Below are 12,239 nucleotides of genomic sequence, written 5' to 3'. Positions count from 1 at the left end.
TCGCGTTCGGCGAGTGTCTTGCGAATGTCAAGGCTAGCTTGATAGGCTTCGAGGGCGCCTGCTGTATCTCCCCCGGCTTTGCGGATGTCGCCGATCTTGTTGTGGCTGATGGAGAGGTCGCGCTGCCAATCGACATTGCTGGGATCGCGTTCGGCAAGTGTTCGCGCGATTTCCAAGCCAGCCTGATGGGCTTCGAGCGCTCCGGCTGTGTCTCCCCCAGCTTGGCGCATGTCGCCGATCCTGTCGTAGCAGACGGAGATTTCACGTTCTCCGCTGAATTTTTGTGCAACTTGCAGTGCAGTGTTGAACGTGTTCAATGCCTCGCGTCTTTCGCCTATTGCCACATATTCATCGCCCAGCGCGCACCACTGCCAATATTTCTCGGGATCGAGTTCTATTCCCCTGCGAAGTGCGTCAATGACACCTTGATGATCGTAAAGCGGTCGAAGAATATCAGCCTCTTCGAAATGAAGTCTCGCTTCTGCCCGAAGCTGTTCCTTTTGCAGCTCTTTCTGTCTTTCCTGCGCACTACGGATCGTTGTGAGGGCGCCTTCGATATCAAGGGTTTTCAGTTTATTGCGTGCTTCGTTGATGGCTCGGTCGATTTCGGGATAGTCGTTATGGATTGCCACCAGCGTTTTGGACTTGGCCAATAGGCCGTCTACAGCGTTCGCAAGAACTGTCGGCACATCGGCGATCGGCACGTCGACATGCCCCAGCAGCCGTTCCAGTATCGGCGAAAGCTCCGATGCAGGAACACCTTTCTCCGTCGATAATGTTTCAAGAATACGGCGCTGGAGCGCTATCTGTTCATCATGACGGCGCTCAGCGTCTTGTGCCGCAATTACCTGTCCGTCGAGAACACGATCGATTTTCCCCGCTGTGAGAGAAAGCATATGAACAATTCTGGAAAGCTGCTCGGCACTCCAGATGCTTTTAAAAGCTTCGTCATCCTTTAGCCGACTGGCTGCCGCACGGACAAAAAGATCATACCAGCCATCCTGTCCGCTTTCAGAGCCAGAGAACACCCTTATAAAAAGTGGCGGAAGATCAGAGCCTATTTGCCGGTTGAGTTCAGCAAGCACCTGAGCTTCGGTTTCGTGTCGCGCAGCTTGAACATCGGGCGTCGCTCCACTTCGATCCGCTAGCGCAGTTTCGAAAGCCTTCGGCAATGCCGCGAGAACTTCTCGCTCTTCTAAGGCCCTGCCGCCTTTGGTATCGCCTTGGAAACGCTTGGCCTCGCGCAGATAGGTTTTGATAAGTTCCGAAACCCGCTCGGCCTCCTCCTGGCGCTCTCGATCATGATCAGAGCTGCGGCTTTCGTTGAATCGACGGAGGATTGCCTCCACTGCATCGAGATGGGAGAGGCGTAGCGCGATTATAATATGGTGGTTGCGGTCAATTTCCGGATAACGAGCGAAGATCAGAGGACCGAACTTGTCGCCGAGCTTGTTATAGGCCTCGTGTGCCAGATTTCCGGAAACGGCAGTTGCCAATCCGCCCAAAAGGGCGAGTGCTTGGGGCGACGCCGTTGCGCCGGTTGGGTCGCCCGCTGCCATGCTGGCGCCGGCGATAGCCATCACCGTCGCCCCAATGCACTTGCCGATGATCGACATTGTTCCTCCGCCTGTTCGTGCGGAGGTTATCATTGCGTTTTACACGGTCAAGTGGAACCGCTACACCTCAGAGCGGCATCGGATACTGCCGGTGAACCTTCTCGATCTCGGCGAGCACATCGGTGCTGAGCACCACGTTTGCCGAGCCGATATCCGTCTTCAGCTGCGCCATCGTGGTCGCGCCGATGATGACCGAGGTCATGAAGCGGCGGGTCAGGCAGAAGGCGAGCGCCATCTGCGAGGGATCGAGGCCGTGGCGGGCGGCGATGTCGAGATAGGCCTTCGTCGGCGCTTCCTGCAGCGGCTGCAGGCGGCCGCCGAGGTCGCCGTTGATCGCGGCGCGTGTGCCCGCCGGCTTCTCGCCGTTGATGTACTTGCCGGTCAGGATGCCGGCGGCAAGCGGCGAATAGGCGAGCAGGCCGACATCTTCGTGGTGGGAGAGTTCCGCCAGGTCGAGATCGAAATGGCGGTAGAGGAGATTGTATTCGTTCTGGACGCTGGCGACGCGCGGCAGGTCCATCTGCTCGGACAGCGTCAAATATTTCTGGATACCCCAGGTCGTTTCGTTGGACAGGCCGAAGGCACGGATCTTACCTTCCTTCACCAACTCGCCCATGGTTTCGACGATGTCGACCATGTTGGCGACCGACTTGGCGCGGTCCTGTTTGAAGGGGTCGTAGTGCCAGCTCTGCCGGAAATGGAAATGGCCGCGGTTCGGCCAGTGGACCTGATAGAGATCGATATAGTCGGTCTTGAGCCGCTTCAGGCTGGAATTGACCGCGAGCCTTATGTTCTTGGAATCGGCGCCTTCGCCGCCACGCAGATAGGAGCGGCCCGTGCCGGCAACCTTGGTGGCGAGCACGATATCCTTGCGTTTGCCGCTCTTTTCGAACCAGCTGCCGATATAGTCCTCCGTACGGCCCTGCGTTTCGGCCGAAACGGGCGTGGTCGGATAAAGCTCGGCAGTATCGAAGAAATTGATACCTTCCTGGACGGCGTAGTCCATCTGTTCATGGGCTTCCGCCTCGCTGTTCTGCGTGCCCCAGGTCATGGTGCCAAGGCAAATCTCGGAAACGGAAATATCTGTGCGGCGTAATTTATTGTATTTCATCGGAAACCTTGGGCGTGGTCTGGGAAAGGAAGAGCTTGGGAAGAGCCGCGCAAATCTAGGCTGGATTTGCCCAAGCGCAAGAGGAAAAACCGGGTGTTCCCGCTCGCGCGAAAGGCTTTGGAGAGAATCTGCCACCACTTGACTCTGAAAGAAAGAATGTCAATTGGAGGCGAAATGGCCCAACGGGCACTATCGAGGGACTGAAAAATGACCATTGCTTTCACTTTTCCCGGCCAGGGCAGCCAGGCCGTCGGCATGGGCAAGGATCTCGCCGAGAATTTCGCGGAAGCCCGCGCCGTTTTCGAAGAGGTTGATGAAGCGCTCGGTGAAAAGCTTTCCGATGTCATGTTCAACGGTCCCGAGGACAAGCTGACTCTGACGGCAAACGCCCAGCCGGCGCTGATGGCCGTCTCGATGGCCGTCGTCCGCGTTCTGGAAGCCAAGGGCCTCGACCTGAAGGCGAAGGTCGCCTATGTCGCCGGCCATTCGCTCGGTGAATATTCCGCCCTCTGTGCCGCCGGCACCTTCTCGATATCAGATACGGCTCGTCTTCTGCGTATTCGCGGCAATGCCATGCAGGCTGCCGTGCCTGTCGGTGTCGGCGCCATGGCCGCCATCATCGGCCTCGAGCATGCCGACGTGCAGGCCATCTGTGAAGAAGCCGCAGCGATCGGCTCCTGTCAGATAGCCAATGACAATGGCGGCGGCCAGCTCGTCATATCAGGTGAGAAGTCGGCCGTTGAAAAGGCCGCCGGCCTTGCGACCGACAAGGGCGCCAAGCGCGCCATCCTGCTGCCGGTCTCCGCTCCCTTCCATTCGAAGCTGATGGCACCTGCCGCAGACGCCATGCGCGAGGCACTGGCCGGTGTGAAGAAGACCAACCCGGTCGTGCCTGTCATCGCCAATGTCCGCGCCGCCCCCGTCACGGATGCAGAGGAGATCGCCAAGCTTCTCGTCGAGCAGGTCACCGGGCAGGTGCGCTGGCGCGAGACGGTGGAATGGTTTGCCGCAAACGGGGTCACCACGCTTTATGAGCTTGGCGCCGGCAAGGTGCTGACCGGCCTTGCGCGCCGCATCGACAAGAATATCAATGGTATCTCGGTCAACGGCCCGGCCGATATCGGCGCTGCCATTGCCGCTCTCACGGCCTGATTGCCCCCACTTCATATAAGGAACGTTCCCATGTTCGATCTTTCCGGCCGCAAGGCTCTCGTCACCGGCGCATCGGGCGGCATCGGCGAAGAAATCGCCCGCCTTCTCCATAAGCAGGGCGCCATCGTCGGCCTGCACGGCACCCGTGTCGAAAAGCTCGAGGCCCTGGCAAATGAGCTCGGCGACCGCGTGAAGATCTTCCCGGCGAACCTGTCGGATCGCGATGAGGTGAAGGCTCTCGGCCAGAAGGCGGAAGCCGATCTCGAAGGCGTCGATATCCTGGTCAACAACGCCGGCATCACCAAGGACGGCCTCTTCGTGCGCATGAGCGACGAGGACTGGGATGCCGTTCTCGAAGTGAACCTGACAGCGACCTTCCGCCTGACGCGCGAGCTCACCCATCCGATGATGCGCCGCCGGTACGGCCGCATCATCAACATCACCTCGATCGTCGGCGTCACCGGCAATCCGGGCCAGGCCAACTACTGCGCCTCCAAGGCCGGCATGATCGGCTTCTCGAAGTCGCTGGCGCAGGAAATCGCCACCCGCAATGTGACCGTTAACTGCGTTGCTCCAGGTTTCATCGAAAGCGCCATGACCGGCAAGTTGAACGAAAAGCAGAAGGAAACGATCATGGGCGCGATCCCCATGAAGCGCATGGGTACCGGCGCCGAAGTGGCGTCTGCCGTCGTCTATCTCGCGTCCTCGGAGGCGGCCTATATGACGGGTCAGACCCTGCACGTAAACGGCGGCATGGCCATGATCTGAAACGATTAGCTGCCGCAGCCGCCGATTTCAGCCAATAGCGTGTTGAGCAATCACGAACGGTTGATTTTCTGGCTTTGCGGCAGACTTAAAGCATGTTAAGCGGGCCATGACTGTGTACAGTCGTCCCGAAAAAAGCAGACGGACCGGCGGGCTTTTCGCAAGCCTGGGACTTCTCTAAAGCCGGGTAAACGAGTTTGCCGAGGATGTCTGAAAGCATCGCAGGCTGAAACAGGGTATGGGTGTCAGAATGACGCTCCGATCAGGACATAAGGTCGAGGAAACCGACATGAGCGATATCGCAGAACGCGTAAAGAAAATTGTTATTGATCATCTTGGCGTCGATGCCGACAAGGTCGTCGAGAGCGCCAGCTTTATCGACGATCTGGGCGCAGACTCGCTCGACACGGTCGAACTGGTCATGGCCTTCGAAGAAGAATTCGGCGTTGAAATCCCCGATGATGCCGCTGACTCGATCCTGACGGTTGGCGATGCCGTGAAGTTTATTGAAAAGGCTCAGGCCTGATTCTGCGCATTCGAGAAAGGGCGGGCCAAGAGTCCGCCCTTTTCTTTTGAGCATGTTTCTCCATAAAACATAACAGACGGGGGAAAGCAGTCGATGAGAAGGGTCGTCATAACAGGTACCGGCATGGTATCGCCCTTGGGATGCGGAGCAGAAGTTACCTGGTCCCGCCTGCGTGCGGGAGCAAACGGCGCCCGTCTCGTGACCGAATTCGAGGTCGATGATCTCCCTGCCAAGATTGCCTGCCGCATTCCCGTCGGCGATGGTTCTGATGGTACCTTCAATGCTGATGATTGGATGGAACCGAAGGAGCAGCGCAAGGTAGACCCCTTCATCATCTACGGCATGGCCGCTGCCGACATGGCGCTCAAGGATGCCGACTGGCATCCCGAAACCGATGAGGACCAGATCGCGACAGGCGTGCTGATCGGCTCCGGCATCGGCGGCATCGAAGGCATTGTCGAAGCCGGCTATACGCTGCGCGACAAGGGCCCGCGCCGCATCTCTCCTTTCTTTATTCCAGGCCGACTGATCAACCTCGTCTCCGGCCAGGTTTCCATTCGCCACAAGCTGCGCGGCCCGAACCATTCGGTCGTAACCGCCTGCTCCACCGGTGCGCATGCCATTGGCGATGCTGCCCGTCTCATCGCGCTCGGCGATGCCGATGTCATGGTTGCCGGCGGCACGGAATCCCCGGTCAGCCGCATCTCGCTTGCCGGCTTTGCCGCTTGCAAGGCGCTGTCGACGCAGCACAACGACGATCCGCAGAAGGCATCGCGCCCCTATGACAAGGACCGTGATGGTTTCGTCATGGGTGAGGGCGCCGGTATCGTTGTTCTCGAAGAGCTGGATCATGCGCTGGCACGCGGCGCCAAGATCTATGCCGAAGTGGTCGGTTACGGGCTTTCCGGCGATGCCTTCCACATTACCGCCCCGTCGGAAGACGGCGACGGCGCGTTCCGCTGCATGACCATGGCGCTGAAACGCGCCGGCCTGACGCCTGCCGATATCGACTATATCAACGCCCATGGCACCTCGACCATGGCCGATACGATCGAGCTTGGTGCCGTCGAGCGCCTCGTCGGCAATGCGGCATCTAAGATCTCGATGTCGTCGACCAAATCCGCGACCGGCCACCTGCTCGGTGCTGCCGGCGCCATCGAGGCGATCTTCACGACCCTCGCAATTCGGGATAACGTCGCCCCTCCGACGCTCAATCTCGACAATCCAGAGCGAGAGACCGCGATCGACCTTGTTCCGCACAAGGCTCGTGAGCGAGAAATCAACGTGGCGCTATCCAACTCGTTCGGATTCGGCGGCACGAATGCATCGCTCGTGTTGCGCCGCTACGTCGCGTAACAGGCGGTTCACGAGCACGGGCGAACGTCAAACGGCGTCATGAAGCGCGGCAGAACCTGTTTTTGCCGCATTACTTCGCGAAATAGCGAAGCGGGGGCCAAGTTTTAGAGGATTGCCGGTGAGCGATACGACCAACCAGAGCAGCGACAACGGCCAGCCGGCGCAGAAGGGACCGATCATCCCGAAATCGCCGAGCGAAGCCCTGCGCCCGGAACGTGTTCCCGAGCCGCCGAAGCGCTCCAGGAATGCCCGCAGCCAGGTCGTACTCTTCCTGAATTTCGTCATGACCATGGCGGTGGTCGTCTGCATCGCCGGTCTCATCGGCTTCTACTACGCCATCACCGCCTATCAGAACCCCGGCCCGCTGCAGACGAACACCAACTTTATCGTCCGTAATGGCGCAGGCCTCGCGGAAATCGCCACGAATCTCGAGCGCAATCTCATTATCTCGGATGCGCGCGTCTTCCGCTATTTGACCGCGACGCATCTGAGCGCCGGCGAAAGCCTCAAGGCGGGTGAATACGAGATCAAGGCGCATGCATCCATGAACGAGATCATGGAGCTCCTGAAATCAGGTAAGTCGATCCTCTATTCCGTCTCCTTCCCCGAAGGTCTGACGGTGCGACAGATGTTCGACCGCATGCTGGACGATCCGGTGCTCGAAGGCGACCTGCCGGCCGCCCTGCCGGTGGAAGGCAGCCTGCGGCCCGATACCTACAAGTTCTCGCGCGGTACCAAGCGGTCTGAGATCATCGACCAGATGGCTGCCGCCCAGCAGAAGTTGGTCGACCAGATCTGGGAACGGCGTGATCCTTCCCTGCTTTTGAAGAGCAAGGAAGAGTTCGTCACGCTCGCCTCCATCGTCGAGAAGGAGACGGGAGTGCCGGATGAGCGCGCTCATGTCGCCTCCGTCTTCCTGAACCGTCTCGGCAAGGGCATGCGTCTGCAGTCTGATCCGACCATCATCTACGGTCTCTTCGGTGGCGATGGTAAACCCGCAGACCGGCCGATCTATCAGTCGGACCTGAAAAAAGAGACGCCCTTCAACACCTACGTCATCAAGGGCCTGCCGCCGACGCCGATCGCCAATCCCGGCAAAGACGCGCTGGAAGCTGTCGCCAATCCCTGGAAGACGCAGGACCTCTATTTCGTTGCCGATGGCACCGGCGGTCACGTCTTTGCGGCGACGCTCGAAGACCACAACGCCAACGTCAAGCGCTGGCGTAAGCTGGAAGCCGACAAGGGTGCCGATCCCGAGATTGTCGTCGACGGACAGCCGGAAGACCAGCCTGCGGACAACACATCCGCGGTTCCGCCGAAGAAAAAGAAGATCAACTGATATCGGGAGGCCTTTGATGGCATTGCAGTCCATGACTGGTTTTGCGCGGCGCGAGGGAACGACCGGCCGCTGGCGCTGGGCATGGGAACTGCGTTCGGTCAACGGCAAGGGCCTTGATCTCCGCCTCCGCCTCCCGCCCGGCCTGGAACGCCTTGAAACGGATGTTCGCCGCGTTGCCGGCGAGAATTTCAGCCGCGGTAATCTACAGGCCACGTTGTCCCTGACGACAGGCGAAAGCCAGCTTGAGGCTGTGCTCAATCGGGATGCCTTCGCTGCCGTTCTCGCCATGCGCGACAAGCTGGAGGGCCTGATCGATCCGGCGCCGCTGAGACTCGATACCCTGCTTTCCATCCGCGGCCTCGTCGATTTCCGCGAGACGCAGGACAGCGAAGAGACGGTTGCCGCGCGCGATAGCGATATCCTGTCGGGACTGGCGGCTGCGCTCTCCGATCTCAGGACCATGCGCGAGCAGGAGGGAGCGGCGCTCGCGCGTGTGCTTCTCGGCCATGTCACGACGATCGAAGCTCTGACGAGCACGATCGAGGCCGATCCCTCGCGCTCGCCGCAGGAGATCGCGATAAGGCTCTCCGCGCAAGTCGCGCTCCTCATGGAAGGAGCCGGCGCGCTCGACCGTGACCGGCTGCACGCCGAAGCAGCGCTGCTCGCCACCAAGGCGGATCTGCGCGAAGAGATCGACCGATTGAAGGCTCATGTCGCTGCCGCCCGCGATCTCGTGACAAAAGGTGGCCCGGTTGGCCGAAAGCTCGATTTCCTTGCACAGGAATTTAACCGAGAATCGAATACAATCTGCTCGAAGTCGAACGCATCGGCCGTCACCGCAGCCGGCATCGAGCTGAAGGTGGTGATCGATCAGTTCCGCGAGCAGGTCCAGAATTTGGAGTAGGACATGAGCCCGGCGAAAATCTCGCCCATCCAGATCGCCCGTCGCGGTCTGATGCTGGTCATCTCGTCGCCCTCGGGCGCCGGTAAATCCACCATCGCGCGCACGCTTCTCGAAACGGATAAGCAGATCGGCCTTTCCGTTAGCGTCACGACACGCCAGCGCCGGCCGAGCGAAGTGGAAGGCGTTCACTATCATTTCAAGTCCGTGCGGGAATTCGAGCGGTTGCGCGATTCCGATGCTCTGCTGGAATGGGCCGAGGTTCACGGCAATTTCTACGGCACACCCCGCGAGCCGGTTGAGCAGGCTATGTCCGAAGGCCGTGACATGCTGTTCGATATCGACTGGCAGGGCGCTCAGCAATTGCAGCAGAAGATGCAGGCCGATGTGGTCTCGATCTTCGTACTGCCGCCGACCATGACCGAGCTGCAATCCCGCCTGCATCGCCGCGCCGAGGATTCGGAGGAGGTCATCCAAACGCGCCTGGCCAATTCCCGTGCCGAGATCGCCCACTGGCGCGAATATGATTACGTCATCATCAATGATGACCTGAACGCTGCCTTCGATGCGGTACAGTCAATTGTGAAGGCTGAGCGCCTACGCCGCGATCGTCGCCACGGCATGTTCGATTTCGTCCGCGAGTTGCTCGAGGAAACGCCGGTCCTCTAAAGGCTGTTCGCCAGCCGGCAGAATTCTTCCACCGACAGCGTCTCCGCGCGCCTAGCCGGATCGATGCCGGCTTTGGTAAGCAGGCTTTCCCCGCCGATCGGCTTCAGGCTCTGGCGCAGCATCTTGCGGCGCTGGCCGAAGGCGGCCTGCGTCACCTTCTCCAGATTGGCGACAGAGCAGGGGATCGGGTTCTCGTTCGGCGTCAGGTGGACCACCGTCGAGGTGACCTTCGGCGGCGGCGTGAAAGCCTGTGGTGGAATATCGAATGCCATGCGGGAATGGGTGCGCCATCCAGCGAGCACGCCAAGGCGGCCATAGTGATCGTCGTCTTCGGAGGCGACGATCCGCTCGCCGACTTCCTTCTGGAACATCAGCGTCAGAGATTGCCAGAAGGGAGGCCATGCCTTCGGCAGCAGCCAGTTCACCAGAAGCTGGGTGCCGACATTATAGGGCAGGTTGGCGATGATCTTGACGGGACCTTCCGGCGCCAGCGCCTCGAAATCGGTCTTCAGCGCATCGCCCTCGATGACTTCCAGCCGTCCGGGATAATGATCGGCGATCTCGGCGAGAGCCGGCAGGCAGCGTGCATCGCGCTCGACCGCGATGACCTTCTTCGCACCGAGCGCAAGGATGGCCCGCGTCAAGCCGCCGGGACCGGGACCGACTTCAAAGACTGTCGCGTCATCAAGCGCGCCGGCCGTGCGGGCAACCTTCTGCGTCAGGTTGAGATCGAGCAGGAAGTTCTGCCCAAGCGCCTTGCGCGCATCGAGCCCATGACGCTGGATAACCTCGCGAAGCGGTGGCAGACCGTCGAGTGCAGCCATTAACGATGGCTTTCCGCAGTCCGGCCAAGCTGCGCGCCGAGCTTCAGCGCGGCAAGGAGGCTCGTCTCGCGGGCAAGTCCCTTGCCGGCAATGCCGAAGGCCGTGCCATGATCGGGGGAGGTGCGCACGAAAGGAAGGCCGAGCGTCACATTGACGGAATCGTCGAAACCGAGCGCCTTGGCCGGGATCAGCGCCTGATCGTGATACATGCAGACGGCCACGTCATAACGCGCGCGCGCTTCATCATGAAACATCGTGTCGGCGGGGAGAGGACCGATCGCATCGATACCCTCGTCACGAAGGATCTGGACCGCTGGGTGGATGATGGTCTCATCCTCCTTGCCCATCGCGCCGCCTTCGCCCGCATGCGGATTGAGCCCTGCGATAGCCAGGCGCGGAGAGTCGATCCCGAATCGCTGCTTCAGGTCCCTATCTGCGATCCGGCAGGTTTCGACGATCAGGCCGAGCGTCAACGCCTGCGGCACATCCTTGAGCGGAATGTGGATGGTGACAGGAATGGCGCGTAGTTTTGGTCCCGCAAGCATCATGACGGGCATGACCGACTGGCCGGTCGCATGCATGGCAAGATCGGCAAGGAATTCCGTATGGCCTGGAAATTTGAACCCTGCCTCATAGAGCACCAACTTGGCGATCGGATTGGTGACGACTGCAAGCGCTTCGCCCTGCATGACGAGCGCTACAGCGGCTTCGATCGAGGCGATCGTACCCTTCGCCGTAGCGACATGCGGCTCTCCTGCCGCAACATCGACGCCTGCGGGTATCGCCAGGACAGGCAGCGCGTCCGCAAATATACCGAGGCTTTCGGCTGCATTGCCGATGCTGCGCAGGGGAGCATCAAGGCCGAGCTGTCGTGCCCGCACCGCAAGCACATCGGGATCGCCAATCAGGAAGAATGGCGGCAGCCCAAGCTCGCGTCGGCGAAGCCAGGCCATGAGGGTGATATCAGGCCCCACGCCGGCCGGGTCGCCCTGCGTCAGCGCAAGCGGTCGCGAAAACGGTGTCGCCATGGAAAATCAGCGATAGATGATCTGCGCGTGCTTGCGCAGTTCATCCAGATATTTGGTGCTGTTTTCGTTTTCCGGCGCTGCGGCCTTGTCCGACTTGGCCTTGTCGAGGTCTTCCTGGCGGAACACCATTTCTGCGGCCTGGTCGTCCGAAACCTGGCGCTGACTGCAGATTGCCAGATATTCCACGCCCTTGTCAGTCACGCGCGTTGCCGTCGTGTTGCCCTTGGCCTGTGCGACAAGGTCCTTCCATTCAGCAGGAATTTCCGGAGCCAGCATACGGCCGAGCTCGCGGATCGAAACGTCCCGCATGGTCGCGGCGAAAGTCTTAGCCTGATCACAGCCCGGATATTTGGAGCGTGATGCCTCTGCCTCGCTCTTGCGCTTGGCCGTAATCGCATTTCGCTTGGCTGGCGGAACTACGAAGATGACCTGCTGCAACATGTATTCTGTCGTCACCGGCTTCTGCTTGTTATTCTGCATCATGCGGTTGACCAGATCGTAATTCGAGATGCGTGCGCTGGAGCCGTAGCGCGCATTGACAATACGCGGCCAGCTCATCTGCACGGCAATGAAGTTCTTGAAATGATCGACACCGACGCCGGCGCGGTCGAGGATCTGCCCCATCTGCTCGACGGAAAGCTTGTTGCTGGCGGCGAAACGCGCGAAGGAGGCGTTGACGTCGTCCTGCGAGACGGACATGCGCACGCGAGAGATTTCCTGCCGCTTCAGCGCCTCGTCGACAAGCTGTTCTTCGGCAGCCTTGGCGTCGGGTTTCAGGCGCTGCAGGCGCATGAAGGCCTGTCGCTTTGCAACGTCGCCACTGGTAATCGCGGTACCGTTTACCACCGCCTTGACTTCGCTTGCGGCGAAGACGGGGGTGCTGAAGGCAGCAAGCATGAAGGCTGCGCCTGCAATAAGCGTGGTCACGGTTTTCTTCGCGTCAATCATCTGT

Annotated in this window: 11 protein-coding genes and 1 pseudogene; 7 read left to right on the top strand and 5 right to left on the bottom strand. The window is 60.1% G+C overall.

The window, feature by feature from the left end:
- Both PMI11_RS18985 and PMI11_RS18980 read right to left on the bottom strand, forming a co-directional pair.
- Positions 1–1,616: pseudogene (locus PMI11_RS18985) on the bottom strand (hypothetical protein); the annotation flags it as partial.
- 67 nt (positions 1,617–1,683) lie between these two features.
- The gene (locus PMI11_RS18980) at positions 1,684–2,727 is read right to left on the bottom strand and encodes an aldo/keto reductase (protein WP_007820102.1); all 1,044 of its coding nucleotides are present in this window, start codon (positions 2,725–2,727) and stop codon (positions 1,684–1,686) included.
- A 207-nt stretch (positions 2,728–2,934) separates the two neighbouring features.
- Here PMI11_RS18980 and fabD point away from each other — a divergent pair, with 207 nt between their 5' ends.
- From fabD to gmk, 7 genes are all read left to right on the top strand, one after another.
- Complete coding sequence (fabD, locus tag PMI11_RS18975; RefSeq protein ID WP_007820100.1) at positions 2,935–3,879, top strand: ACP S-malonyltransferase; 945 nt, start codon at positions 2,935–2,937, stop codon at positions 3,877–3,879.
- A 30-nt stretch (positions 3,880–3,909) separates the two neighbouring features.
- A complete protein-coding gene (fabG, locus tag PMI11_RS18970; RefSeq protein ID WP_007820098.1) occupies positions 3,910–4,647 on the top strand; it encodes a 3-oxoacyl-[acyl-carrier-protein] reductase in 738 nt (245 codons plus the stop codon).
- 286 nt (positions 4,648–4,933) lie between these two features.
- Entirely contained in the window at positions 4,934–5,170 is a 237-nt protein-coding gene (locus PMI11_RS18965; protein ID WP_003547058.1) for an acyl carrier protein, read from the top strand.
- 93 nt (positions 5,171–5,263) lie between these two features.
- The gene (gene fabF, locus PMI11_RS18960; RefSeq protein WP_007820096.1) at positions 5,264–6,526 is read left to right on the top strand and encodes a beta-ketoacyl-ACP synthase II; all 1,263 of its coding nucleotides are present in this window, start codon (positions 5,264–5,266) and stop codon (positions 6,524–6,526) included.
- A 118-nt stretch (positions 6,527–6,644) separates the two neighbouring features.
- Positions 6,645–7,865, top strand: a complete 1,221-nt coding sequence (gene mltG, locus PMI11_RS18955; RefSeq protein WP_007820094.1) for an endolytic transglycosylase MltG — start codon at positions 6,645–6,647, stop codon at positions 7,863–7,865.
- Positions 7,866–7,881: 16 nt separating this feature from the next.
- The gene (locus PMI11_RS18950; protein WP_007820093.1) at positions 7,882–8,769 is read left to right on the top strand and encodes a YicC/YloC family endoribonuclease; all 888 of its coding nucleotides are present in this window, start codon (positions 7,882–7,884) and stop codon (positions 8,767–8,769) included.
- 3 nt (positions 8,770–8,772) lie between these two features.
- Positions 8,773–9,435, top strand: a complete 663-nt coding sequence (gmk, locus tag PMI11_RS18945) for a guanylate kinase (RefSeq protein WP_007820091.1) — start codon at positions 8,773–8,775, stop codon at positions 9,433–9,435.
- Here gmk and rsmA read toward each other — a convergent pair.
- From rsmA to PMI11_RS18930, 3 genes are read right to left on the bottom strand one after another with little or no spacing between them, the layout of a single operon-like run.
- On the bottom strand, positions 9,432–10,259 hold the full coding sequence (gene rsmA / locus PMI11_RS18940) for a 16S rRNA (adenine(1518)-N(6)/adenine(1519)-N(6))-dimethyltransferase RsmA (RefSeq protein ID WP_007820089.1): 828 nt from the start codon (positions 10,257–10,259) through the stop codon (positions 9,432–9,434). The two genes, gmk and rsmA, sit on opposite strands and share 4 nt — an antisense overlap.
- Positions 10,259–11,287 (bottom strand): 4-hydroxythreonine-4-phosphate dehydrogenase PdxA, encoded by a 1,029-nt coding sequence (pdxA, locus tag PMI11_RS18935; RefSeq protein WP_007820087.1) that lies wholly within the window; start codon positions 11,285–11,287, stop codon positions 10,259–10,261. Before pdxA ends, rsmA begins: the two co-directional genes overlap by 1 nt.
- 6 nt (positions 11,288–11,293) lie before the next feature.
- Positions 11,294–12,235 carry a peptidylprolyl isomerase gene (locus PMI11_RS18930; protein WP_007820085.1) on the bottom strand — a complete coding sequence of 314 codons (942 nt, stop codon included), beginning with the start codon at positions 12,233–12,235 and terminating at the stop codon, positions 11,294–11,296.
- Positions 12,236–12,239 lie beyond the last annotated feature (4 nt).

Source organism: Rhizobium sp. CF142, from assembly GCF_000281145.1.
In the GTDB taxonomy this organism is placed as follows: Bacteria; Pseudomonadota; Alphaproteobacteria; order Rhizobiales; family Rhizobiaceae; genus Rhizobium.
This window is presented reverse-complemented; position numbering and strand designations above follow the sequence as displayed.

Bases quoted from the DNA above. Each gene is read 5' to 3' on its own strand.
- fabG (WP_007820098.1), top strand. From the start codon at position 3,910: ATGTTCGATCTTTCCGGCCGCAAGGCTCTCGTCACCGGCGCATCGGGC.
- fabD (WP_007820100.1), top strand. From the start codon at position 2,935: ATGACCATTGCTTTCACTTTTCCCGGCCAGGGCAGCCAGGCCGTCGGC.
- PMI11_RS18965 (WP_003547058.1), top strand. From the start codon at position 4,934: ATGAGCGATATCGCAGAACGCGTAAAGAAAATTGTTATTGATCATCTT.
- rsmA (WP_007820089.1), bottom strand. From the start codon at position 10,259: ATGGCTGCACTCGACGGTCTGCCACCGCTTCGCGAGGTTATCCAGCGT.
- PMI11_RS18980 (WP_007820102.1), bottom strand. From the start codon at position 2,727: ATGAAATACAATAAATTACGCCGCACAGATATTTCCGTTTCCGAGATT.
- PMI11_RS18930 (WP_007820085.1), bottom strand. From the start codon at position 12,235: ATGATTGACGCGAAGAAAACCGTGACCACGCTTATTGCAGGCGCAGCC.
- fabF (WP_007820096.1), top strand. From the start codon at position 5,264: ATGAGAAGGGTCGTCATAACAGGTACCGGCATGGTATCGCCCTTGGGA.
- PMI11_RS18950 (WP_007820093.1), top strand. From the start codon at position 7,882: ATGGCATTGCAGTCCATGACTGGTTTTGCGCGGCGCGAGGGAACGACC.
- gmk (WP_007820091.1), top strand. From the start codon at position 8,773: ATGAGCCCGGCGAAAATCTCGCCCATCCAGATCGCCCGTCGCGGTCTG.
- pdxA (WP_007820087.1), bottom strand. From the start codon at position 11,287: ATGGCGACACCGTTTTCGCGACCGCTTGCGCTGACGCAGGGCGACCCG.